Annotated in this window: 20 protein-coding genes; 4 read left to right on the top strand and 16 right to left on the bottom strand. The window is 70.5% G+C overall.

What is annotated here, in order from left to right; all coding sequences use genetic code 11:
* Window positions 1-70: 70 nt before the first annotated feature.
* Window positions 71-1273 (top strand): glycine C-acetyltransferase, encoded by a 1203-nt coding sequence (gene kbl / locus KAK03_RS12695; RefSeq protein ID WP_210854326.1) that lies wholly within the window; start codon window positions 71-73, stop codon window positions 1271-1273.
* Window positions 1270-2220 (top strand): NAD-dependent epimerase/dehydratase family protein, encoded by a 951-nt coding sequence (locus KAK03_RS12690; protein ID WP_210854325.1) that lies wholly within the window; start codon window positions 1270-1272, stop codon window positions 2218-2220. Before kbl ends, KAK03_RS12690 begins: the two co-directional genes overlap by 4 nt.
* On the opposite strand, the gene KAK03_RS12685 is transcribed toward KAK03_RS12690, so the two are convergent.
* The 6 genes from KAK03_RS12685 to KAK03_RS12660 all read right to left on the bottom strand — a co-directional run bounded on the left by KAK03_RS12685 (window position 2221) and on the right by KAK03_RS12660 (window position 8259).
* Complete coding sequence (locus tag KAK03_RS12685; protein ID WP_210854324.1) at window positions 2221-2562, bottom strand: Mpo1-like protein; 342 nt, start codon at window positions 2560-2562, stop codon at window positions 2221-2223. It lies immediately after the preceding gene.
* 93 nt (window positions 2563-2655) lie between these two features.
* Window positions 2656-4053 carry a sigma-54-dependent transcriptional regulator gene (locus KAK03_RS12680; RefSeq protein ID WP_210854323.1) on the bottom strand — a complete coding sequence of 466 codons (1398 nt, stop codon included), beginning with the start codon at window positions 4051-4053 and terminating at the stop codon, window positions 2656-2658.
* Window positions 4054-4068: 15 nt separating this feature from the next.
* Entirely contained in the window at window positions 4069-5409 is a 1341-nt protein-coding gene (locus KAK03_RS12675; protein WP_210854322.1) for a sensor histidine kinase, read from the bottom strand.
* A gap of 90 nt (window positions 5410-5499) precedes the next feature.
* On the bottom strand, window positions 5500-5874 hold the full coding sequence (locus KAK03_RS12670; RefSeq protein ID WP_210854321.1) for a hypothetical protein: 375 nt from the start codon (window positions 5872-5874) through the stop codon (window positions 5500-5502).
* 266 nt (window positions 5875-6140) lie between these two features.
* The gene (locus KAK03_RS12665) at window positions 6141-6944 is read right to left on the bottom strand and encodes an alpha/beta hydrolase (protein WP_210854320.1); all 804 of its coding nucleotides are present in this window, start codon (window positions 6942-6944) and stop codon (window positions 6141-6143) included.
* A gap of 1 nt (window position 6945) precedes the next feature.
* Window positions 6946-8259: an O-acetylhomoserine aminocarboxypropyltransferase gene (locus KAK03_RS12660; RefSeq protein WP_210854319.1), complete on the bottom strand. Its 1314-nt coding sequence runs from the start codon at window positions 8257-8259 to the stop codon at window positions 6946-6948.
* Window positions 8260-8401: 142 nt separating this feature from the next.
* Between KAK03_RS12660 and KAK03_RS12655 the strand changes: the two genes are divergently transcribed.
* Window positions 8402-8875 (top strand): CBS domain-containing protein, encoded by a 474-nt coding sequence (locus KAK03_RS12655; RefSeq protein WP_210854318.1) that lies wholly within the window; start codon window positions 8402-8404, stop codon window positions 8873-8875.
* Here KAK03_RS12655 and KAK03_RS12650 read toward each other — a convergent pair whose 3' ends face one another.
* Complete coding sequence (locus KAK03_RS12650; RefSeq protein WP_210854317.1) at window positions 8876-11110, bottom strand: putative bifunctional diguanylate cyclase/phosphodiesterase; 2235 nt, start codon at window positions 11108-11110, stop codon at window positions 8876-8878.
* A gap of 214 nt (window positions 11111-11324) precedes the next feature.
* On the opposite strand from KAK03_RS12650, the gene aroC reads away from it, so the two are divergent.
* On the top strand, window positions 11325-12425 hold the full coding sequence (aroC, locus tag KAK03_RS12645) for a chorismate synthase (RefSeq protein ID WP_210854316.1): 1101 nt from the start codon (window positions 11325-11327) through the stop codon (window positions 12423-12425).
* Here aroC and KAK03_RS12640 read toward each other — a convergent pair.
* From KAK03_RS12640 to KAK03_RS12595, 9 genes are read right to left on the bottom strand one after another with little or no spacing between them, the layout of a single operon-like run.
* The gene (locus tag KAK03_RS12640; protein WP_247661129.1) at window positions 12371-13501 is read right to left on the bottom strand and encodes a protein-glutamate methylesterase/protein-glutamine glutaminase; all 1131 of its coding nucleotides are present in this window, start codon (window positions 13499-13501) and stop codon (window positions 12371-12373) included. The two genes, aroC and KAK03_RS12640, sit on opposite strands and share 55 nt — an antisense overlap.
* The gene (locus KAK03_RS12635; protein WP_210854315.1) at window positions 13498-13983 is read right to left on the bottom strand and encodes a chemotaxis protein CheD; all 486 of its coding nucleotides are present in this window, start codon (window positions 13981-13983) and stop codon (window positions 13498-13500) included. Before KAK03_RS12635 ends, KAK03_RS12640 begins: the two co-directional genes overlap by 4 nt.
* Window positions 13984-14008: 25 nt before the next feature.
* Entirely contained in the window at window positions 14009-14806 is a 798-nt protein-coding gene (locus KAK03_RS12630; protein WP_210854314.1) for a CheR family methyltransferase, read from the bottom strand.
* Between the two features lie 2 nt (window positions 14807-14808).
* Window positions 14809-15342 carry a chemotaxis protein CheW gene (locus tag KAK03_RS12625; protein ID WP_210854313.1) on the bottom strand — a complete coding sequence of 178 codons (534 nt, stop codon included), beginning with the start codon at window positions 15340-15342 and terminating at the stop codon, window positions 14809-14811.
* A gap of 12 nt (window positions 15343-15354) precedes the next feature.
* A complete protein-coding gene (locus KAK03_RS12620) occupies window positions 15355-17511 on the bottom strand; it encodes a methyl-accepting chemotaxis protein (protein ID WP_247661128.1) in 2157 nt (718 codons plus the stop codon).
* A gap of 27 nt (window positions 17512-17538) precedes the next feature.
* Complete coding sequence (locus tag KAK03_RS12610) at window positions 17539-20121, bottom strand: methyl-accepting chemotaxis protein (RefSeq protein WP_210854312.1); 2583 nt, start codon at window positions 20119-20121, stop codon at window positions 17539-17541.
* Entirely contained in the window at window positions 20118-22385 is a 2268-nt protein-coding gene (locus KAK03_RS12605; RefSeq protein ID WP_210854311.1) for a chemotaxis protein CheA, read from the bottom strand. Before KAK03_RS12605 ends, KAK03_RS12610 begins: the two co-directional genes overlap by 4 nt.
* On the bottom strand, window positions 22382-22690 hold the full coding sequence (locus KAK03_RS12600) for an STAS domain-containing protein (RefSeq protein WP_210854310.1): 309 nt from the start codon (window positions 22688-22690) through the stop codon (window positions 22382-22384). Before KAK03_RS12600 ends, KAK03_RS12605 begins: the two co-directional genes overlap by 4 nt.
* A gap of 16 nt (window positions 22691-22706) precedes the next feature.
* On the bottom strand, window positions 22707-23072 hold the full coding sequence (locus KAK03_RS12595) for a response regulator (RefSeq protein WP_210801224.1): 366 nt from the start codon (window positions 23070-23072) through the stop codon (window positions 22707-22709).
* Window positions 23073-23104 lie beyond the last annotated feature (32 nt).

Below are 23104 nucleotides of genomic sequence, written 5' to 3'. Positions count from 1 at the left end.
GATACTGCACGAAAGTTCGATATATCGAACATCGCATGCAAGCAGTGAACACGCCGCCAGGACCCCGCCGATGAGCTCCACCGACGCCTTTCTCACCCATGTCCGCCAGGAGCTGGATCAGCTCGACCAGGCCGGCCTCTTCAAGCGCGAGCGCGTCATCGCCACGCCGCAGGGCGCGCATGTGCGCACCACCGATGGCCGCACGCTGATCAACCTGTGCGCCAACAACTACCTGGGGCTCTCCAGCCACCCAGCGGCCATCGCAGGCGCCCACGCGGCGCTGGACAGCCACGGCTATGGCCTGAGTTCGGTGCGATTCATCTGCGGCACCCAGGACCAGCACAAGACGCTGGAACAGCGCATCGCCCGCTTCGTTGGCTGCGAGGACGCGATCCTCTACGCCGCCGCCTTCGACGCCAACGGCGGCCTGTTCGAGCCGCTGCTGGGCGAGGCCGATGCCGTCATCAGCGACAGCCTGAACCACGCGTCCATCATCGACGGCATCCGCCTGTGCAAGGCCAAGCGCTGGCGCTATGCGCACGACGACATGGCCGACCTGGCGCGTTGCCTGCAGGAAGCCCGTGACGGCGGCGCCCGCTTCATCCTGGTCTTCACCGACGGCGTGTTCTCGATGGACGGCACGATCGCCCGGCTGGACGAGATCCGCGCGCTGTGCGACCGCTTTGATGCGATGCTGGGCATCGACGAGAGCCACGCCAGCGGCTTCGTTGGCGCCACCGGCCGCGGCACGCACGAACTGCGCGGCATCTTCGGCCGCGTCGACATCGTCACTGGCACCTTCGGCAAGGCCCTGGGCGGCGCCTCGGGGGGCTTCACCGCCGGCAAGCGCGAGGTGATCGAGCTGCTGCGCCAGCGCTCGCGGCCCTACCTGTTCTCGAACACGCTGGCGCCGGCCATCGTCGGCGGCTCGCTGGCGGTGCTGGATCTGCTGGAGGGCTCCACCGAGCTGCGTGACCGCGTGGCCGACAACGCCTTGTGGTTCCGCCAGGCGATCAGCGCCACCGGCTTCGAGATCAAGCCCGGCACCCACCCGATCGTGCCGATCATGGTCTACGACGCGGTGCTGGCGCAGCGCCTGGCAGCCCGCCTGCTGGAGCTGGGTGTCTATGTGGTGGGCTTCTTCTTCCCGGTGGTGCCCCAGGGCCAGGCGCGCATCCGCGTGCAGCTCAGCGCCGCGCACAGCCGCGACGACCTGGAGCGCGCCGTGGCCGCCTTCACCCAGGCCGGCCGCGAGCTGGGGATCCTGAAATGAGCGCCACGCCGAAGATCCTGATCATCGGCGCCAACGGCCAGATCGGCACCGAGCTGGCCGAGGCCCTGGCGGCCCGCCACGGCCAGAGCGCCGTGGTGACCAGCGACCTGTCGCCGAGGGGGCGTGTGCCCGGCCTGGCCCATGAGGCGCTGGACGTGACCGACGCCGGTGCACTCATCCAGGTGGCCGAGCGCCACGCCATCACCCAGGTCTACCTGCTGGCCGCCGCCCTGTCGGCGCGTGGCGAGCAGCACCCCACCTGGGCCTGGGACCTGAACATGAAGGGCCTGCTGAATGTGCTGGAGCTGGCCCGCACCCACAAGCTGGATAGGGTGTTCTGGCCCAGCTCGATCGCCGCTTTCGGCCCCACCACGCCGCGCGACCACACGCCGCAGAAGACGGTGATGGAGCCCACCACGGTTTATGGCATCTCCAAGCTGGCCGGCGAGGGCTGGTGTGCCTGGTACCACCGCATGCATGGCGTGGACGTGCGCTGCCTGCGCTACCCCGGCCTGATCAGCTGGAAGACGCCGCCCGGCGGCGGCACCACCGACTACGCGGTGGAGATCTTCCACGAGGCGCTCAAGACCAACCACTACACCTGCTTCCTGGGGCCCGAGAGCGCGCTGCCGATGATGTATATGCCCGATGCGATCCGCGCCACGCTGGCGCTGATGGACGCACCGGCCGACGCACTGCGCGAGCGCCACGGCTACAACCTGGCCGGCGTGTCTTTCACCCCGGCGGAACTGGCTGCCGAGATCGCCCGCCAGCGCCCGGGCTTCACGATCGACTACGCGCCCGACTTTCGCCAGGCGATCGCCGACAGCTGGCCGCGCTCGATCGACGATTCGGCCGCCCGCGCCGACTGGGGCTGGCAGCCGCAGGTCGATCTGGCCGCGATGACCGCCGATATGCTGGCCAACCTGGCGCCGCAGGTCCGCTGATCAGAAGCGGATGCGGCCGGTCCAGATGTCCTTGTACATGACCCAGTCGCCCATGAAGCTGTAGAGCGGGCGCTTGAAGCTGGCCGGCTTGTTCTTCTCGAAGACGAAGTGGCCGATCCAGGCGCAGCCATAGCCGCACAGCAGGCCGTAGAGCAGGTACTGCGGCCGACCGGTCCACAGCAGCATCGCCAGGCAGACCAGGGCCAGGGTGCTGCCCAGGAAGTGCAGACGACGGCAGGTGCGGTTGGCGTGTTCGCCCAGGTAGACCGGGTAGAACTCGGCGAAGCTGCGGATCGCGCCCAGGTCGGGCGTGGTGACGCTGGAAGGGGGGGCTGTGTTCATGCGGCGGCTCCGTGCAACGGCTTGGCCCCGATTGCAGCGCGCGCGGGCAGGCTCGGCCATCCGGGCTTGCCCCGGCGTGCTGTCGCGCAGGTGTCAGCCCGTGGCGCGCAGGCCCAGGCGCTCCAGGCGGTAGCGCAAGGTGTCGCGGCTCACGCCCAGCAGGCGCGAGGCCTGGGTGACGTTGCCTTCGCTGCGCCGCAGCGCCTCCTCGATCAGTCGGCGCTCCGCGCGCTCGAGGTTCAGGTCGCTGCCGGCGTCCAGCGGCGCATCGGCGCTGGCAGGCGCCACGGTGCGCAGACCGGCCAGTTCCAGCTCGGTCACCCGGTCGGTGGTGGCCAGCAGCACCGCCTGTTCCATCAGGTTGCGCAACTCACGCACATTGCCTGGGAAACGGTGCGCCCGCAGCCGCTGCTCGGCGCCCTCGCTCAGGCGCATCTCGCCGCGGCGGTAGCGCTGCGCATGGTGCGCCAGGAAATGCCGGGCCAGCACGATCACGTCCTCGCCGCGCTCGCGCAGCGGGGGCACCTGCAATTCGACGATGCGCAGCCGGTAGTACAGGTCGGCGCGAAAGCGCCCCTCCGCCACCATCTTCTCCAGCGACTGGTGGGTGGCACTGACGATGCGCACGTTCACCGCCTGGTCGCGCAGCCCGCCCAGGCGCCGGAAGCGCTTGTCCTCGAGCAGCTTGAGCAGCTTGACCTGGGTGGCGGCGTCGGCCTCGCCGATCTCGTCCAGGAACAGCGTGCCGCCCTCGGCGGTCTCGACCAGGCCGGCCTTGCGTTGGCGGGCATCGGTGAAGGCGCCTTTCTCGTAGCCGAACAGCTCGGCCTCGACCAGGTGCGCCGGCAGGGCGCCGCAGTTCAGTTCGACGAAGGGGCCGTCGCGGCGCGGGCCGTCGAAGTGCAGCGCGCGGGCCACCAGTTCCTTGCCGGTGCCAGTCTCGCCGTGGATCAGCACGGCCGGCCCGTCGGCGTCTTCCAGCTGGCTTTCCGAGGCCAGCATCTGGCGGATGCGCTGGCGCAGCTGGTGCATCGCGGGCGAGTCGCCGACGATCTTGTCCAGGCCGCTGCCGGCCGCTTCTCGGCCCGCGTAGTAGTGCACGGTGCGCTGCAGCCGGTCCTGGCTGAGCAGGCGCTCGATCAGCAGGCGCACCTCGCCCAGCGCCAGCGGCTTGGACAGGTAGTCCAGCGCGCCGCTCTTGAGCGCGTTGACGGCCAGGTCCACGCTGCCGAAGCCGGTCATCAGCACCACCCGGCAGTCCGGGTCCATGGCCCTGAAGCGGCCCAGCGCCTGCAGACCGTCCATCCCGGGCAGGTTGTGGTCCAGCAGCACCAGGTCCGGCCGGAACTCGGGGTACAGCGCCAGGCCCTCTTCGGCGGTCTCCGCCACCCGGGTATCCCAGCCCTGCCGCGACAGGAAAGTGGCCAGGTTGCGCGCGAGCGCGGCCTCGTCATCGATGATCAGCACGGCGTGGCCGGCGCGTTCAGACATGGTGGTGAAGCGGTCTCAGGTGGGGCTGGCCGGCAGCAAGGGCAGGCTCAGGACGACGCGCGTGCCATGCGGCGTCGCGGGTTCGATGCGCAGGCTGCCGCCAGCGCGTTCCATCGCGCGGCGGGCCAGCGGCAGGCCCAGTCCCAGGCCGCGCGGCTTGGTGGTGAAGAAGGGCTGCAGCAGTTGCTCGCGTCCGGTGGTGGGCAGACCGATGCCACTGTCCTCGACCACGATGCGCAGCTGGCCGTCGGCCTGGCTGGCGCGCAGGCTGACCTGGTCGCCGCTGCGCGTGGCCTCGGCCGCGTTGGTCAGGACCGAGGCAAGCGACTGGGTCAGCAGGATGTCGTCCAGGGCCACTTCGCCCAGCTGATCGGGCCAGTCATGGCTGAACTGCTTGTGCTGTGCGGCCAGGTCGGGGGCGATGCGGGCGCGAGCGGCTTCGAGCACCGGCCGCACGGCGCAGCGGTGGGGTCGGCCCGTGGGGTCGCCGGCGCTGGTCAGCAGCGTGCGCACCAGGTGTTCGATGCGGTCGACGTGGCGGATCACCTCTTCGTGGTCCAGCGGCATGGTCGGCCCCAGTTCGCGGGTCAGCTCGGCCGCGCTGCGGATCGAGCCCAGCGGGTTGCGGATGTTGTGGGCCACGGCGGCCGACAACTCGCCCACCATCGCCAGGGCCTCGTTGTCGACCAGGCGCCGCTGCTGCTCGCCCAGCGCCCGCTCGATGCGGCGCACGAACCACAGCAGCGACAGCACCAGCAGCGAGCCGCCCAGCAGCGCCGCGCCCCAGATGCGGCGCTGGCCCTCGGCCAGGGCCTGGGTCAGGGCGACCGGGCGCCGGTAGAGTTCGATCACGCCGACGATCGGCCCGTTGCGGGCGGCGTGCACGGGGATGTAGTTCTCGACGAACTCGCGCGGCGAGCCCAGCATCACATGCTCGGACTTGTCGGACTCGGCGTCGAAATTCGCCACCACCTCGCCGGCCAGCGCCTCTTCAAGCTCGTCGTTGTGGCCGAAGGTCTGGCCGATCATCTCGGGGCTGCTGGACCACAGCACCCGCTGTTCAGTGGTGTAGGCGTTGATGCGCAGCACATCGGGCATCGCCGCGACGTGGGCCAGGAATTCGACGAAGTCGGGGTCGCTGGCGCGCTCTGGGTGGCGGAAGGCTTCCGCGGCCTTCTGGGTGTCGGCCACGCTTTGCACGAAGTCGCGGCTGAGTTCGGCATCGCGGTGCAGCAGGCGCGACTCGATGAAGGCATCGAGCAGCCAGGCCATGCCAATGGCGAACAGGGCCACGCCGATCGAGCCGGCGATCATGAACCAGCGCGTGATGGCCGCAGGGCGGCCCACCGTGGTCATTGAGGGGGATAGGATGTCAGGCATCGGGGCGGGCATCGGCAGCGGGGGCAGGCCGCTGCCGATTGTGCCCGGACCCGGTGACCTGAGGGATCAGCGCACGCGGCAGGCGACGGTCTTGGTCGCGACCAGCGCGCCGGCTTCGGTGTACAGCGCGCCGGTGGCCTGGCCGCCGACGATGAAGTCGGCCGCCAGCGGGGTGGCACCCTTGTTGATGTCGCGCGGACGGCTGGAGAAGTCGATCTCGACTTCACGCTGGATGGTGGGCTGGGCGGTCGAGGTGGCGCTGTTGGCGCCCGAGGTCAGCACGGCGTAGTAGTTGCCGTTGGGAACGCTCTTGCCGTCGACCGAGGCGGTCGAACGGTCGCTGCGGACTTCGCACTTGACGCGCAGTTCGGCCTGGGCGGCGGTGGCGACAGTCAGCGAGGCGATGGCGAGGCCCAGCAGGGTGGTGATGCGACGGGTCATGGCTTGCTCCAGTGTGGTGAGGGATGGATGGGAGGAGGAGAAATGCCCCGGCGCTTTGGTGGGCAGGACCTCGGCGACCGGGACGATCCATGATTCGCAATGGACGTGCCAGCAAGTGTGCAAGGTGCACACTTTTCGTAAGTTGTTGATTTATAAGGATTCGTGTGGGTCCCGTCGCCTGGCGTCCGGGGCCAGCATCGGCCGGCTGGGGCATTTGCCCCACCCACTGGCGTGAAATCCCCCGGTGGCCGGGGGCGATCGCCCGATCAGGCCAGCGCGGCCCGCAGCGCGGCCAGCAGCGCGTCCGGCTGCTCGGTCATGATGGAATGCCCGCCGGGCACCCGGTGCACGGTGGCGCGCAGGCGCTGCGCCAGTTCGCGGGTGAGCTTGGGCGGTGTCATCTGGTCGGCCTGGCCCAGCACCAGGTGGGCAGGGCAGCGCACGGCATCGGCCGCCTCGTGGCCGTGGGCGTAGGCATTGCACAGCCCGAAGTCGTGGCGGAACACGTTCGCGCCCTGGGGCCCATGGGCCTGCACCTGGGCCATCAGCTGGCGCCCCCCGCCATGCAGCCACATGCCGGGCCCGGGGTAGCTGGGCTTGGCCGCCCAGGTCGACAGCGAGAAGGCATTGACCATGTCCATGCCGGCCTGGGGACGCTGCTCGGCGGCGTCGAGCAGGCTGGACGACACCGCCATCGGGTAGGCGGTGCCCACCATCACCAGCCGCGACACCCGCTGCGGGTGGCGCGCGGCCGCCTCCAGCGCGATCAGCGAGCCCATGCTGTGACCGACCAGGGCCGCCTGGGCGACACCGGCGGCGTCCAGCACCGCCACGGTCCAGTCGGCCAGCGATTCGATGTCGGGCAGCAGCGGGCCCTCCGAGCGCATGTGGCCCGGCTGGTCCAGCGCCAGCGCGCCGAAGCCATGGTGGGCGCACCAGCGCGCCAGCAGGTTCCAGACGCTGTGGTCGTTCAGCGCGCCGTGCAGGAAGACGACGCAGGGCAGGGCGGGGTTGAAGGGCTTGCCGCCGGTGTAGGCATAGGCGCGGCGGCCGTGGACGCTCAGTTCCATCTCAGGCCCCCGCTTTCTCGGCCGCCTTCAAGGCGCGGCCCAGGTCATCGATCAGGTCGGCGGCATCTTCCAGGCCGACCGACAGGCGGATCGTGCCGGGCGTGATGCCGGCCTGGCGCAGCGCGGCGTCGTCCATGCGGAAATGGGTGGTCGAGGCCGGGTGGATCACCAGCGAGCGGCAATCGCCCACATTGGCCAGGTGGGAGAAGATCTTCAGCGCCTCGATGAAGGCCACGCCCTGGGCGCGGCTGCCCTTGAGGTCAAAGCTGAAGACCGCGCCCGCGCCGCGCGGCAGCAGGCGCTGGGCCAGGGCGTGGTCGCGGTGGTCGGGCAGGCCGGGGTAGGCCACGCGCTCGACCATCGGGTGGGCCGCCAGGAAGGCCGTCACCGCCCGCGTGTTCTCGACATGGCGGGCCATGCGCAGCGGCAGGGTTTCAATGCCCTGCAGGATCAGCCAGGCGGTGTGCGGGCTCATGCAGGCACCGAAGTCGCGCAGGCCTTCGCGCCGGGCGCGCAGCAGGAAGGCGCCGACGGTGCTTTCCTCGGCAAACACCATGCCGTGAAAGCCCTCGTAGGGCTCGCACAGTTCGGCGAAATGCCCGCTGGCGGCATGCGCATCGGCCCAGTTGAAGCGACCGGAATCGACCAGCACCCCGCCCACCACGGTGCCGTGTCCGCCCAGGAACTTGGTGGCCGAGTGGAACAGCAGGTCGGCGCCGTGCTCGAAGGGCTTGAGCAGCCAGGGCGGAGTGAAGGTCGAGTCGACCAGCAGCGGCAGGCGGTGGGCGTGGGCGATGGCGCTGACCGCCGGGATGTCCAGCACATCCAGGCCCGGGTTGCCCAGGGTCTCGCCGAACAGCAGCCGGGTGTTGGGGCGGATCGCGGCGCGCCAGGCGTCCAGGTCGTGGGGCGGCACGAACGTGGTTTCAATGCCGAAACGCCCGAGGGTGTAATGCAACAGGTTGTGCGAGCCGCCGTACAGCGCGGCACTGGCCACGATGTGGCTGCCGGCGCCGGCAATGGTGCTCACCGCCAGGTGCAGCGCCGCCTGCCCGCTGGCGGTGGCGATCGCCCCGACCCCGCCTTCCAGCGCGGCCATGCGCTCCTCGAAGACCGCGGTCGTGGGGTTGGAGATGCGGCTGTACACATGCCCCGGCCGCTCCATGTTGAACAGCGACGCGGCGTGCGCGCTGTCCTGGAAGACGAACGACGTGCTGAGGTGGATCGGCACCGCCCGCGCGCCGGTGGCAGGGTCCGGGGCGGCGCCTGCATGCAGGGCCAGGGTGTCGAAACCGGGATCTGTCGCGCCAGGCATGAAGAGGGGGCCGTTTGAGGGGCAGCCAGAGCTTGAATGGCACGCATTGTGTGCTATGTTGGGCGCATGCCGTCACAGGGTCCGGGAGACGCTGACCCCGTGGCGGCGCCCAGGCATCCCACGGTCGGAAGGAGAACCCACGATGAAGGTCAGCGACATCCTGCGCGTCAAGGGCAACACGCTGTTCACCGTCACGCCGGACCAGCCACTGGCCGACGCTGTCACCACCATGGCCACGCATGACATCGGCTCGCTGGTGGTGATGGACCACGGCAACCTGGTGGGGATGCTGACCTTCCGCGAGGTGATCCTGGCGATCGTCAAGAACGGCGGCCAGGTCGGCGCCACCACGATCAGCGGCGTCATGGACAGCCACCCGCTGACCTGCTCGCCCGATACCGAGATCGACGAGGTGCGCCGCATGATGCTGGGCCGCCATGCCCGCTACATGCCGGTGCTCAACGAGCGCACGCTGATGGGGGTGATCTCGTTCTACGACGTCGCCAAGACCGTGGTCGAGGCGCAGGACTTCGAGAACCGCATGCTCAAGGCCTACATCCGCGACTGGCCCGTCGAGGAAGGCGCGCCCGGCAACACCGCCGTGCCCGGCGCCTGATCAGGCGGCCGTGGCGTCGGCCGGGCTGCGGGACGCGGCCGGCTGACGCGCCATCATCCAGGCAAAGGCCGCATCGGCGTCCACCGGACGGCAGTAGCGGTAGCCCTGGACCATGTCGCAGCCGTGGGCGCGCAGAAAGCGCGCCTGCTCGTCGTTCTCCACGCCTTCGGCGATCGTGCTCAGGTGCAGCGCCCGGGCCAGCTGGATGATGGCCTGCACGATCGCGCGGTCGTCGGCGTCGGTCGAGATGTCGCGCACGAAGCTCTGGTCGATCTTCAGCGTGTGGATCGGGAAGCGCTTGAGGTAGTTCAGCGACGAGTAACCGGTGCCGAAGTCGTCGATCGACAGGCGCACGCCCAGCGCGTGCAGGCGCTCCATCATGGCCATCGCCGCGGCCGGGTTGCCGGTGGCCACGCTCTCGGTCAGTTCCAGCTCCAGGCAGGAGGCCGGGATGCCGGCCTCGTCGAGGATGGCCTTCACCCGGTCGGGCAGCGTGGGGTCGCGGAACTGCAGCGCCGACAGGTTGACGGCCACGGTGATCGGCGGCAGCCCGGCGGCCATCCAGGCCTTGACCTGGTGGGCGGCGGTGCGCATGACCCACTCGCCGATCGCCAGGATCTGGCCGCTGCTCTCGGCCAGCGGGATGAATTCACCGGGCGAGACCATGCCCAGCTCCGGGTGCTTCCAGCGCACCAGGGCCTCGATGCCGCTGACTTCGCCGGTGTCCACCGCCAGCTGGGGCTGGTAGTGCAGCAGCAGCTCGTCGCGCTCCACCGCGCGACGCAGCGCCGATTCCAGCTGCAGCTGGCGCACCGAGCGCTGCTGCATGCCTTCCGCAAAGAACGCGACGCGGCCGGGACCCTCCTGCTTGGCGCGGTACATCGCGGTGTCGGCGCAGCGCACCAGGGCTTCGACGTCCGGGCCGTCGGCCGGGTAGACGGCGATGCCCACCGACAGCGTCATGCTCAGCTCGTGACCCATCACCATGAAGGGCTGGGCCACCTGCTCCAGCAGCTTGCCGGCCACATGGGCGGCGCCGTTGGCGTCGGTGTCGGGCAGCAGGACGGCGAACTCGTCGCCGCCCAGGCGCGCCACGGTGTCGCCCTCGCGCAGCGCATTGCGCAGGCGCAGCGACATCTCCAGCAGCACCGCGTCACCGGCGGTGTGGCTGAAGTTGTCGTTGATGTCCCGGAAACGGTTCAGGTCCATCACCAGCATCGCCACCGACTGGCCCTGGCGCCGCGCCTGGGCCACCGCGGCGTCGGCGCGCTCGAGCAGCAGGTGGCGGTTGGGCAGGTCGGTCAGCGCGTCGTAGTGCGCCTGGCGCTGCATGCGCTGCTCGGTCTCCCGGGTGCGCGTGATGTCGTTGATGATGCAGATCAGGTGGGTGGTGCGGCCCTCGCCGTCGACACGCCGGCTCATGGACACCCAGGCGGTGTAGAGCTCGCCGTCCTTGCGCAGGCTGCGCAGTTCGCCCTGCCAGTGGCCGCTGCGCAGCAGCTGGCGGCGGATGCGGCGGTGCAGGTGGGGGTCTTCCAGCGCGGTGGTCAGCATCGCCGGGTAGTGGCCCTGGACCTCGTGCGCGTCGTAGCCGGTGATCTGGCTGAAGGCGGGGTTCACCGACACGATCACGCCGCGCGGGTCGGTGATCATGATGCCCTCGCGCGCCTGGTCGAAGACCGCGGCGGCCAGCATCAGTTTGTCCTCGGCCAGGCGGCGCATCGTGATGTCGCGTGCCTCGATCAGCAGGCGTGCCGGCGCGCCCAGGCCGTTGATGCGACGGGCCTGGAATTCGATCTCGCGGCGGCCCTGGCCGGGGCTGTCGAGCCGCAGGTCCAGCCGTGCGGGCTGGCCGTCCAGCGCAGCTCGGACCGCCTGCTGCAGCCGCTGCGCCTGGGCCGCCGGCTCATGCCAGCCGGCACATTCCCACAGCGGTCGGGTGGTCCGGTCCTGGCCGTCCAGCCAGGGGCGGCCCGCAGCGTTGACCTTCAACAGGCGGCCGCTGTCATCCATCAGCCCGATGAACTGCGGGCCCTGCTCCAGCATCGCCTGGCACATCAGGTCCTCGTTGGGCGGGCTGGCCGGGTGGCTGCGGCGGCGTGCCCAGGCCCAGCCAGCACCGGCGCCCAGCGCCAGCAGGCCCAGGCCGACCAGCCCGGAGGCGCCGCTCGCCGAGCTCTGTGCCCAGGCCGGTGCGCTCGCGCAGGCGGTGCCCAGCGCCAGCAGGCGGGGCATCGTGCGCAACAGGGCGGGCGGGGGGCGAAGCGGCATCAGGCTGCAGAACGGACAGGGTTACAGACCTCACTGTGCCGCGAAGCCACCCCTCACGATGCCCGGAGTCCCGGGCAAAAAACGGTCCTGTTCGGTGGCGAGGCCAGGCCGGGCACAGGCCCGTAAAATCAGCAGCTCTTCACACGACCCCGGACCGCCCCTGGCCGGTCCGCCCGCGATGTCCGGCAGCACCCTCGGCGAACTCTTTCGCGTCACCAATTTCGGCGAAAGCCACGGCCCGGCCATCGGCTGCGTGATCGACGGCTGCCCGCCGGGGATGGCGCTGAGCGAAGCCGACATCCAGCCCGAGCTGGACCGGCGCCGCCCGGGCACCAGTCGCCACGTCACCCAGCGCAACGAGGCCGACGCGGTGGAGATCCTCTCCGGCGTCTACCAGGGCCACACCACCGGCACGCCGATCTGCCTGCTGATCCGCAACACCGACCAGCGCAGCAAGGACTACGGCAACATCACCGAGACCTTCCGCCCCGGCCACGCCGACTACACCTACTGGCACCGCTACGGCATCCGTGACCCGCGCGGCGGCGGCCGCAGCTCGGCACGCCTGACCGCGCCCACCGTGGCCGCCGGCGCGGTGGCCCGCAAGTGGCTGCACCAGGTCTACGGCACCACGTTCCGCGGCTGCCTGACGGCGATCGGCGAGCGTGAGATCGCCCGCGACGACTGGACCCAGGTCGACCGCAACCCCTTCTTCGCCGCCACCGCCCAGGGCATCGACGAGCTCGAGGCCTACATGGATGCGCTGCGCAAGTCCGGCGACTCGGTCGGCGCGCGGCTCTATGTGGAGGCCCAGGGCGTGCCGGTGGGCCTGGGCGAGCCGCTGTTCGACCGCCTGGACGCCGACATCGCCCACGCGATGATGGGTCTGAATGCGGTCAAGGGCGTCGAGATCGGTGCCGGCTTCGACTGCGTGCGTCAGCGCGGCAGCGAGCATGGTGATGAGCTGACGCCCGAGGGCTTTCTGAGCAACCACGCCGGCGGCATCCTGGGCGGCATCTCCAGCGGCCAGGACATCACCGTGAACGTGGCGATCAAGCCGACCAGCTCGATCCGGCTGCCCCGCCGCTCGATCGACCTGAACGGGCAGCCGGCGGTGGTCGAGACCCACGGCCGCCACGATCCCTGCGTGGGCATCCGCGCCACACCGATCGCCGAGGCGCTGCTGGCGCTGGTCCTGATGGACCACGCACTGCGGCGGCGTGCTCAGTGCGGCGATGTGTCGGTGTTGACGCCCGATATCGCCCGCGCCACCCGCTGACCCGGCGCCACGCGGGCCTGCTGCAGCAGCCAGGGCGCGATCTCGGGCAGCGGCAGCACCGCGTCGGCCGCGCCCAGGCGGATCGCCTCCTTGGGCATGCCGAACACCACGCTGCTGGCCTGGTCCTGGGCGGCGGTGAGGGCGCCGGCGTCGTGCATGTCGCGCAGACCGCGGGCGCCGTCGTCGCCCATGCCGGTCATGATCACGCCGATCGCCGCCGCACCCGCCTGCTGGGCCACCGAGCGGAACAGCACATCCACCGACGGCCGGTGGTGGTTGATCAGCGGCCCGTCGATCACCTCGACCACGAACTGGCTGCCCTGGCGGCGCAGGCGCATGTGGCGACCGCCGGGGGCGATCAGCGCGCGGCCGGGCAGCACACGCTCGCCGTGGCGGGCCTCGGCCACCTCGATGTCGCACAGGCCGTTCAGCCGCGCGGCCAGTGAGGCGGTGAACCCCGCCGGCATGTGCTGAACGATGACGATGCCTGGCGTCTGCACGGGCAGGGCGCGCAGCACCACCTCGATCGACTGCACGCCGCCGGTGGACAGGCCCATAGCGATGACCCGGCTGCCCGGGGGGCCGAGCGGCGCCGCGGGCAGCGGCGGCGGCGTCAGCGGCGCCGGACGGGCGGCCTGCGGCAGCGCGCCCAGCGCGCCCAGGTTGGCGCGTGCGGCGCTGCGCACGGTGTCGACCAGGTCGTTGGCCTGGTCTTCCAGGAAGGACTTCAGCCCCGCCTTGGGCTTGGTGACGAAGCCCACCGCGCCGGCGGCCAGCGCCTCCAGTGTCACCTCGCAGCCGGCCTCGGTGAGGGTGGAGCACATCACCACCGGGGTGGGTTGCTCGGCCATCACCTGGCGCAGGAAGCTGATGCCGTCCATGCGCGGCATCTCGACGTCCAGCACCAGCACATCGGGTTGCAGCGAGCGCAGCTTGGGCCAGGCGAACAGCGGGTCGGAGGCGGTGGCCACCACCTCGATGCCGGCTGCCTCCAGCCGGTCCGACAGGTGTTTGCGCACGACCGCCGAGTCGTCGACGATCATCACGCGGGTGCGGGGTGGCCGGGGGGCGTTCATGCGTGTCGTCGTCCGCCGCGCCGCACCTCGACCGTCCCGCTGCCCAGCGCCAGCGTGACGGTGCGCGGGACATGGTCACCGACATCGACGCCTTCGAGCTGGAAGCCGTGCTTGTCGATCTGCGTCCAGCCCTGTTCGATGTTGCGCTCGCCCACGTTGAGCTTGACGCCGGTCTGGTCGGGCATGGTGTCGGCGCCGCCATAGAGGTGGGCGACGTATTCTTCCGGCCGCGTGCCCAGCTCGCGCAGGCGCATCACCAGCAGGTCGATCGCCTCCGAGCCGTAGCGGCCGTCGAGCACGCCATCGGTCGGCCCCTTGCGCTCGGGCAGCAGGAAGTGGCACATGCCGCCCCAGCGCTTGGCCGGGTGCCACAGCGTGACGGCCACGCAGGAGCCCAGCAGCGTACGCAGCTCCGAGGCCTTGCCGCCGAAGTACCACTGGCCCGGCATCAGGAACAGCTTCTGCCCGGACTCCGCGACCATGCCGCCGCGGCCCGGGGGCAGCGCGCTAGCGGGCGTAGACCGCGGTGCGAACCGGCCGGAGCTGGGTGGCGAGATTGCTGAGTGATTCCGCATGGCCTGTGAACAGGTATCCCTGGGGCTTGAGCAAGGGCGCGACCCGGTTGACGATCGCCTCCTTGGCCGGGTTGTCGAAATAGATCAGGACGTTGCGCAGGAAAATGACGTCGAAACTGCCCAGCGCGGGCAGGGTCTCCATCAGGTTGGCATTGTCGAAGCGCACGTTCTGCCGCAGGCTGCGCGAGATCAGCAGACGCCCTTCCTGGTCGCCATGGCCGCGCAGGCAGTGGCGCTTGAGGTACTCGCGCGGCACATGGCGCGCCCGCTCCATCGGGTAGACGGCGCGCCGCGCGGTCTCGACCATCACCGTGGACAGGTCGGTGCCGATCACTTCCCAGCCGGTCGCTCCCAGCTTCTCGGCCAGCAGCATGGCGATGCTGTAGGCCTCCTCGCCCGATGAGCTGGCGGCGCTCCAGACGCGGAACGGCTCGTGGCCGTCGTGGTCCTCGGCCAGCCGCGCCAGGAACTCGAAGTGCTGGGGTTCGCGGAAGAAATAGGTCTCGTTGGTGGTGAGCTTGTCCACCACGCGCACGATCTCGGCTGGGTCGCGCTGCTCGAGCAGCTGGCGCACGTAGTCGTCCAGCCGGCGCACGCCCAGGCGCTGCGCCAGCTTGTGCAGGCGCCCTTCGACCAGCGGCCGCTTGGCTTCGGACAGGCGGATGCCCGAGACGCTCTCGAACAGGCCCACCACGGCCAGGAAGGATTCCTTGGACAGGCTGTCGGACATGGTCAGGCGGCCAGCGGCTGGCCGATCAGGTCCGCCAGTTCCTCCAGCGCCAGCGTGCGCGACAGCGCCAGCACCGGCACCATGTCACCGCGGTGGCGGGCAATGCCGGCCATGAAGCGCGGATCGATGCGGTTGCCCAGCGCCGGTGGCTCTTCCAGTTGCTGGGCGTCAGCGTCCAGCACCTCGTGCACCGCATCGACCATCAGGCCGATGACCTGGGCGCCGTGGTCGGACAGCTCAGACGGCGGCACCTCGACGACGATGATGCAGCTGCGCCGGCCCGGCACGGCCGGGGGCAGGGCCAGGCGCGCCGCGAGGTCGATCACCGGCACCACTGCGCCGCGCAGGTTCATCACGCCGCGCACGAAGGCGGGCATCAGCGGCAGCGGCGTCGAAGGGCCCAGCTCGAGGATCTCGCGCACCGCATCGATCGGCACGGCGAAGATGCCGTCACCCAGCGCGAAGCGCAGGAACTGGGACGAGGCGCCCTGCAGGTCGGCCAGGAGGCCGGTGTCGCCGGACGGGATGGCATGCATGGCGGCTCTCCGTCAGAAGGGGGCAAAGGCGTCGGACTCGGCGGCCGCTCGCCGCGGACGGGCGCGCGCGGCAGGCCCGTCCCGCCGCGCGGGCTTGGCCGCCGGCGCGGCATCGTCGGCCAGCTGGAAGCTGGCCATCAGCTCCTGCAGCTGGGTGGCCTGGGCCGACAGTTCTTCGGCCGTGGCCGACAGCTCTTCGGACAGCGACGCATTCTGCTGCGTGCCCTGGCTGATGTGGTCCATGGCGGTGGAGACCTGGTTGACGCCACCCGCCTGCTCGGCGCTGGCGGCGGCGATTTCCTGGACCAGCGCGCTGGTGCGGCTGATCGCCGGCAGCATGCTGGCCAGCAGCTGGCCGGCCTGCTCGGCCTTGCCCACCGATTCGGTGGCCAGCGTGCTGATTTCCTGCGCCGCGACCTGGCTGCGCTCGGCGAGCTTGCGCACCTCGGCAGCCACCACCGCAAAGCCCTTGCCGTGTTCGCCGGCGCGGGCGGCCTCGATCGCGGCGTTCAGGGCCAGCAGATTGGTCTGGTAGGCGATGTCGTCGACGATCGAGATCTTGCGGGCAATGACCTTCATCGCCTCCACCGTCTGCGCCACCGATTCGCCGCCGCGCGCGGCCTCCTGGGCGGCCTGGTTGGCCATCTGGTCGGTCAGCGTGGCGTTGTCGGCGTTCTGGCGCACCGACGAGGCCATTTCCTGCAGCGAGGCGGTGGTCTCTTCCAGGCTGGCTGCCTGCTCCGAGGCCGACTGCGACAGCACCTGGGAGGTGGACGACACCTGGCCCGCCGCCGAACCCAGCTGCTGGGCCGAGCGGCGCACCTCGACGATGGTGCGGCTGACGGTCTGGACCAGGCCGTTGAAGCGCTCGGCCAGCTCCTTGTAGAAGCCACTCTTGTCCTCGGTGCCGATGCGCAGCGTGAAGTTGCCCTCCACCGCCAGCGAGGCCAGCTGGCTGATCTCGGCCTCGGCCGCCAGCTGCTCGGTCATGTCGTTCCACTGGCCGACCGAGCCGACCTGGCGACCATCGGGGGCGAAGATCGGCGAGGTGATCACGTCATAGGTGCGCCCACCCAGCATCATGCGGGTGGTGGTGGGCTGCTTGAGGCTGCGCAGGCGCGCCAGCGCCTCGTCCGGCTTGACGTAGAACACGCCGACCGAGGAGCCGACGATGGTGTCCGGATTGAACTGCGGGCCCAGCGAGGCGCGGAAAGCCGTCAGATCGCGGCGCAGGATGCGGTCCAGCGCCTTGTTGATGAAGATGATCGTGCCCTCGGCGTTGGCGATGCGGGTGGGCGTGGCGGCCTCATCCAGCGCCTGGCGCACGCGCGAGGCTTCCTCGGCCTGCTTGCGGGCGTCGGCGTACTCGAAGCCCAGGCGCGTCTGCACCTGCTTGAGCGACATCAGCATGGTCGCCAGCTGGTCATGACCATGCACGTCGATGGCGCCGTCGAAGCGGCCCTGGCCGAAGGCCTGCATCTGCTGGGCGGTCACCGCCAGCGAGCTGGACAGGCGGCGGGCAAAGCGCCAGCTGGCCACGCCGGACACCGCCAGCACGCCGGCGCAGACCTGCGCCAGCGGCCAGGAGCCACTGGCATAGGCCAGGCCGCCCAGGGCGCCGCTGGCCAGCATGGACAGGCCCAGCAGACCGGCCTTGCCAATCAGCCCCAGGGCATCCAGGCCGCGGCTGAAGCGGTCGCCCCAGGCGGCCAGGCGGCCGCTGATCACGCGTCCCTGGCGCAGCTCGATGCCGTGACCGGCGTCCTCGCGCATCCGGCGGTACAGGGCCTCGGCCATCTCGACACGGGCCCGCTCGGGACGGGTGCGCACCGACATGAAGCCGGCGATGCGGCCGCCCTCGTACAGCGGCGTCACGTTGGCCTGCACCCAGTAGAAGTCGCCGTTCTTGCGGCGGTTCTTGACCAGGCCCGACCAGGGCTGGCCGTCCTTGAGCGTGCGCCACATGTCCTCGAAGGCCGCGGGGGGCATGTCAGGGTGACGCACCAGGTTGTGCGGCTGGCCCAGCAGCTCCTGCTCGGTGAAGCCACTGGCCCGGACGAAATCCTGGTTGACGTAGGTGATGCGGCCCTGCGGGTCGGTGCGCGAGACGATGGTCTCGCCCTCCGACATCAGGTACTCGACTTGGGTGACGGGCTGGTTGTTGCGCATGGCTTCGAGCAGGCGGGGGGGCCGGCCTCAGAACGGGGCGAAGGAGCCTTCATCCACCGATTCGCCCAGAGGCGTCGGGGCGGCGGGCGTGCGTTGGCGTGGCGCGCTGGCGCGCGGGCGGGCTGCGGCGCCGGCCTGGGCCGGGCTGCGGGTCACGGCCCGGCTCTCTGCCCGACCGCTGCCCTCGTCGCCGGCGACCTGGAAGAAGGCCATCAGCTCCTGCAGTTGCGCAGCCTGGGCCGACAGCTCCTCGGCCGTGGCCGACAGCTGCTCGGCCGACGAGGCGTTCTGCTGCGTGGCGCCGTTGAGGTGGTCCATGGCGGCGGTGATCTGGCTCACGCCACCGGCCTGCTCGGCGCTGGCGGCGGCGATTTCCTGCACCAGTTCGCTGGTGCGGTTGATCGAGGGCACCATCTCGGCCAGCAGGGCGCCGGCCTTCTCGGCCTGTTGCACCGAATCGGTGGCCAGCGTGCCGATTTCCTGTGCCGCGACCTGGCTGCGCTCGGCGAGCTTGCGCACCTCGGCCGCCACCACCGCAAAGCCCTTGCCGTGTTCGCCGGCGCGGGCGGCCTCGATCGCGGCGTTCAGCGCCAGCAGGTTGGTCTGGTAGGCGATGTCGTCGATGATGGAGATGCGGGTGGCGATCTGGCGCATCGCGGCGGCGGTGCGCACCACGGCCTCACCGCCCTCGGTGGCCTCGCGGGCCGCCTTGGTGGCCATGCTGTCGGTCTGGTTGGCGTTGTCGGAGTTCTGCTGCACCGACGACGACATCTCCTGCAGCGAGGCGGTGGTCTCTTCCAGGCTGGCCGCCTGCTCCGAGGCCGACTGCGACAGCATCTGCGAGGTCGACGAGACCTGCGCCGAGGCCGAGGTCAGCTGTTCGGCCGCCGCGCGGACTTCGATGATCGTCTGGCTGACCGTCTCGAGCAGGTTGTTGAACAGGTTGCCCAGCGTGGCGAAGAACGGCTGCTTGCCTTCGGTGTCCATGCGGGCGGCGAAGTCGCCGCGGCCGGCGCCTTCGACGATGGCGCCGATCTCGCGCTCGGCTGCCACCTCGTCGGTGCGGTCGTTCCACTCGACCACCGTGCCGATCCGCAGGCCGTTGGCGTCGGAGATCGGGTTGGCGATCAGCGAGAAGCTCAGGCCGCCGATCTCGATGCTGGCGCGGTGCTCGCCGCGCAGGTGACCCAGCAGGTTGCGCTGGTGGCTGGGGTTGCGGTGGAAGCTGTCAAAGCTCTGGCCCATCACATGGCTGGCACTGAAGCCGGGCAGGGCGGTGCGCATGGCGGCCTCGCGGCGCTGCAGCATCTGCTCGACAGCGCGGTTCATGTAGACGATCTGGCCATCGGCGTCGGCGATCATCATGTTGGTGCTGCTGGTGTCCAGCGCCTGGCGCACGCGCAGGTTCTCCGAGGCGATGCGGGCATCACGCTCGATGCGCTGCTTCAGGTCGCTCTGCATGCGCGAGAGCGACTGCAGCAGCTGCGAGGCCTCGCTGCGGCCGTTGTCCACAGGGATCACGTGGTCCAGCTCACCGGCACCCACCGCCTGCGCAGCGGCCACGGCATCCGCGATCGGCCGGGTGACCGAGCGAACGATCAGCACCGAGAAGCCCAGGCCGCTCAGGGCCAGCAGGGCCACGGTCGCGATGAGCGTCGTGATCTCATTGAGATGGGCCGACTCGCGCGCTTGCAGACTGGCCTGCAGCGCGGTGTGCAACTGATCCACCAGTTGGTAGTGGGCCTGCACCGCCGGGTAGAAAGCCTTGTGGGCGTCGATCGCGTTGCCGCTCTGGCTGGCGCCCGGGCGCAGCACCGCGGCCGCGAACTTGACCGCCGCCTGCTGGGCCTCGTCGGTCTTCTTGGCCAGGGCGCCGACGCTGCCTTCCAACGAGGCGTCGGCGGCCAGGATCTTCTCGATCTGCGTGGTGTAGTGGTTCTGTACGTTGGTGAGGGCTCGCAGCGTGGCCGCCGCCTCGGTCAGGCCTGCCACGTCGCCACCCGCGCCGGCCAGCAGACGCTGGCTGTCGGCATGGAGCTCGGTGAGCGCGCTGGTGGTCAGCGCGGCATCCATGACCGCGGCCGCCTGCAGGAAGTAGCCATCGGCGGCCGGATCCAGCGTCAGGCCGAAGTGGTCGGCGATGTGCTCCTGGAGGTCCCGGCCGTTTTGCAGCATCGCGTCGAACTGCGCCATCGCGTCGTCCAGCTTGGAGTCGTCGACCGTGCCCAGGGCCGCCAGCGCCTGGCTGGCCTTGGCGATCTCGCCCCAGTGATGGCTGATCTCGTCGTCGCCGGTGATCGTGCCGACGGTCTTCTCGACTGTGGCGTACGCGGCAGAGAATCCGCCGTCCCCCGCAGGGGCCAACCGTCGCACGGCTTCGTCGCTGCTGGCCAGTTGGACCATTGCGGTGCGGCGCGTCTCCACCGCCCGCAGCAGGGCATGGGTGTGGCGGATCGGCTCGACACCGGCCAGCTCCAGGCGGGTGGAGCCGAGCGTGGCGAACTCGGTGCGCATCAGCAAGGCCAGCGGCACGGCGCACAGCACCAGGGCCAGAACGCCCAGCACGGCAAATTTCTGCCACAGCAGCAGGCGGGCAAGCAGGTTCTTCATCGGGCGTCTCCGGACAGGACAGGCTGCAGGCCGCTCGACGAGACGGCCTGGTGGGTCGGGTGGGTGAAGGAACGGGTGGTGTGCACGACAGCGCTGGACACCAGAGCCGGCACATCCAGGACCAGGGCGACTTCGCCCGAGCCCAGGATGGTCGAGCCGGCGATGGCGCGCAGGTGGCGGAAGATCGGTGACAAGGGTTTGAGCACGGTCTGGTGCTCGCCCATCAGGCGATCGACGATCAGGCCCACGCGCTTCATGCCGTCACGCACGATGACCAGGCTGCGCCGGGCGTTGGGCGCCAGGGGCGCCGGGGCGTGGCGGTAGAACGCGGCGACGTCCAGCCAGGGCAGGACCTCGCCACGCAGGTCGAAGCAGCCCGAGACGCGCTGGGTGTCGCGCGTGCAGGCTTCGGGCACGTCGATGCACTCCGAGACGATCTCCAGCGGCAGCACATAGCAGACGCCGCCGACCTGGGTCAGGAAGCCGTCGATCATCGCCAGCGTCAGCGGCAGGCGGATCTGCATCGTCGCGCCCTTGCCCGGGCGGCTGTAGACACGGATCTGGCCGCGCAGCGACTCGATGTTGCGCTTGACCACGTCCATGCCGACACCACGGCCAGAGACATTGGTCACCTGCTCGGCCGTGGAGAAGCCGGGCAGGAAGATCAACTGGTCGATGTCCTCGTCGGCCAGGTCGGCGTGCGCCGGCACCAGGCCGCGCTCGATCGCCTTGGCGAGGATGCGCTCGCGGTTCAGGCCGCGACCGTCGTCGCCCACCTCGATCACGATGGCGCCGGCCTCGTGGTACGCGTTCAGGCGCAGCTTGCCCACGGCCGGCTTGCCGGCGGCCTGGCGGCCTTCGGGCGTTTCCAGGCCATGGTCCATGCTGTTGCGCACCAGGTGCATCAGCGGGTCGGCGATGATCTCGACCATCGACTTGTCGAGCTCGGTGTCGCCGCCGGTGATCACCAGCTCGACGTCCTTGCCCAGTTGCTTGCCCAGGTCGCGCACCACACGCTGGAAGCGCGAGAAGGTGTCGCCCACCGGCACCATGCGCAGGCCCAGGGCGCCGTCGCGGGCTTCCTCGACCAGGCCTTCGATGCGCAGCGCGGCTTCCATGAAGGCCGGCGAGGCCTCCTGCTGGGCCACCAGCTGGGCGCCCGAGCTGGCGATGACCAGCTCACCGATCAGGTCGATCAGGTGGTCCAGCTTGTCGGCGCGCACGCGGATGAACCGGGTGTCGTCGCCTGGGCGGCGGGCCGCGGTGGTGGCGGCGGCGGCCGCAGCAGCGGTCGGCGTCGTCGCGGGGGCCGGTGCGGATGCGGTGACAGGGGCGGCCGCCACGGCGACGGCCGGGGCGGCGGCCGGTGGCACCTCGGGCGCCTGGCTGGCGGGAGGGCTCAGGTCGAAGCCGAAGGCCTGCCAGGTCTGGCTGAGCCGATCACGCACCGCGGCGTCCTGCGCGGCGCGGCGCTCCAGCAGCGCCAGGCGCTGCGCGGGGTCGGCCTGCGGCTCGAGGATCGCGATGTCGCAATCGTCGGCACAGAACTCGAACACCTGTTCAATCTCCTGTCGGCTGGCCGCGCTGTCAAAACGCAGCTCAACACCGACATGGCAGGACTCCGGATCCAGTGCCGCCAGCGGCGGCACCTGCTCGGTCAGCAGCCGGATGCCGGCCACCCGGCCCAGGGATTCCAGATAGCGCAGGAAGGCCAGCGGGTCCAGGCCGTTGCGCAGGGCGTCGGGGCCGAAGCGCAAGGACAGCTGCCAGGCGCCGGCAACGCCGGCGTCGGCGTCGGCGTCGGCGTCGGCCGCCGGCGTATCGTCGACCAGCTCCTGCGGCGCTGGCTGGCCGCCGGCGGCCTGCGCGGCGGCGCGCAGTTCGGCACCCAGGGTGCGGCTGACATCGGCCACCGCGGCATCGCGGGCGCCGGTGCGCACCTCGTCGAGCAGCGCCTCCATCTGGTCGCGGCTGCGCAGCAGCAGCTGGGTCACGTGCTCGTCGACGGCCAGGGTGCCCGAGCGCAGATGCTCCAGCAGGGTTTCGGCCTCGTGGGTGAAGGCCACCACGGCCTCGAAGCCGAACAGGCCGGCGGTGCCCTTGATGGTGTGGGCGGCGCGGAAGGCCGCGTTCAGGTTCTCGCTGTCCTGCGGGTTCTCTTCCATCACCAGCAGCGCCTGCTCGAACTGGCGCAGCATGTCGCCGGCCTCGTCGAGGAAGCCCTCGCGTGCGACGGCCAGGATCTCGTCGTCGTCACGGCTCATGCAGGCTCTCCGGCAGGGGCGGTGGAGGAGGGACTCAGCGAGGCGTCGAGCCCGTAGGTGCGCAGCGCCTGCTCGACGGCGGACGACAGCTGCACCAGGTGCAGGCGGTGGCCGCGTTCGCGCAGGCTGCGGTCGGTGGCCAGCAGCAGCTGCACGCCCGAGGTGTCGGCTTCATCGACCTGGGTCAGGTCCAGGCTCAGGTCGCCCGGGTGGCTGTCCAGCAGCGCGATCAGCTGCTCGCGCTGACGCGCGGCATCGACCACCCCCAGACCGCCTTCGAGGCGCACCGCCATCGGCTCGCTCATCGCGCGCTCCCGGTGTTCAGACGCACAGGCGGCCGACGGCGTCGACCAGTTGCGAGGGCTGGAAGGGCTTGGTGATCCAGGCGCGGGCGCCGGCGGCCTTGCCCTCGGCCTTCTTGGATTCCTGCGACTCGGTGGTCAGCATGATCACCGGGGTGAACTTGTACTGCGCCATGGTCTTGAGGTGGCGCAGGAAGCTCAGGCCGTCCATCTGCGGCATGTTGACGTCGCAGACGATCAGGTTGAGCTTCTGGCCGTTGAGCTTGGCGACCGCGTCCTTGCCGTCACAGGCCTCCACGACCGCGTAGCCGGCCTTCTGCAGCGCCAGCTTGACGACGGTGCGGAAGCTGCCGGAATCGTCCACCACCATGATGGTCTTGCTCATGTCGATATCTCCTGGAAATGAAAGCGTGTGGG

It is taken from the genome of Ideonella alba (assembly GCF_018069845.1).
Lineage (GTDB): Bacteria > Pseudomonadota > Gammaproteobacteria > Burkholderiales > Burkholderiaceae_C > Ideonella > Ideonella alba.
This window is presented reverse-complemented; position numbering and strand designations above follow the sequence as displayed.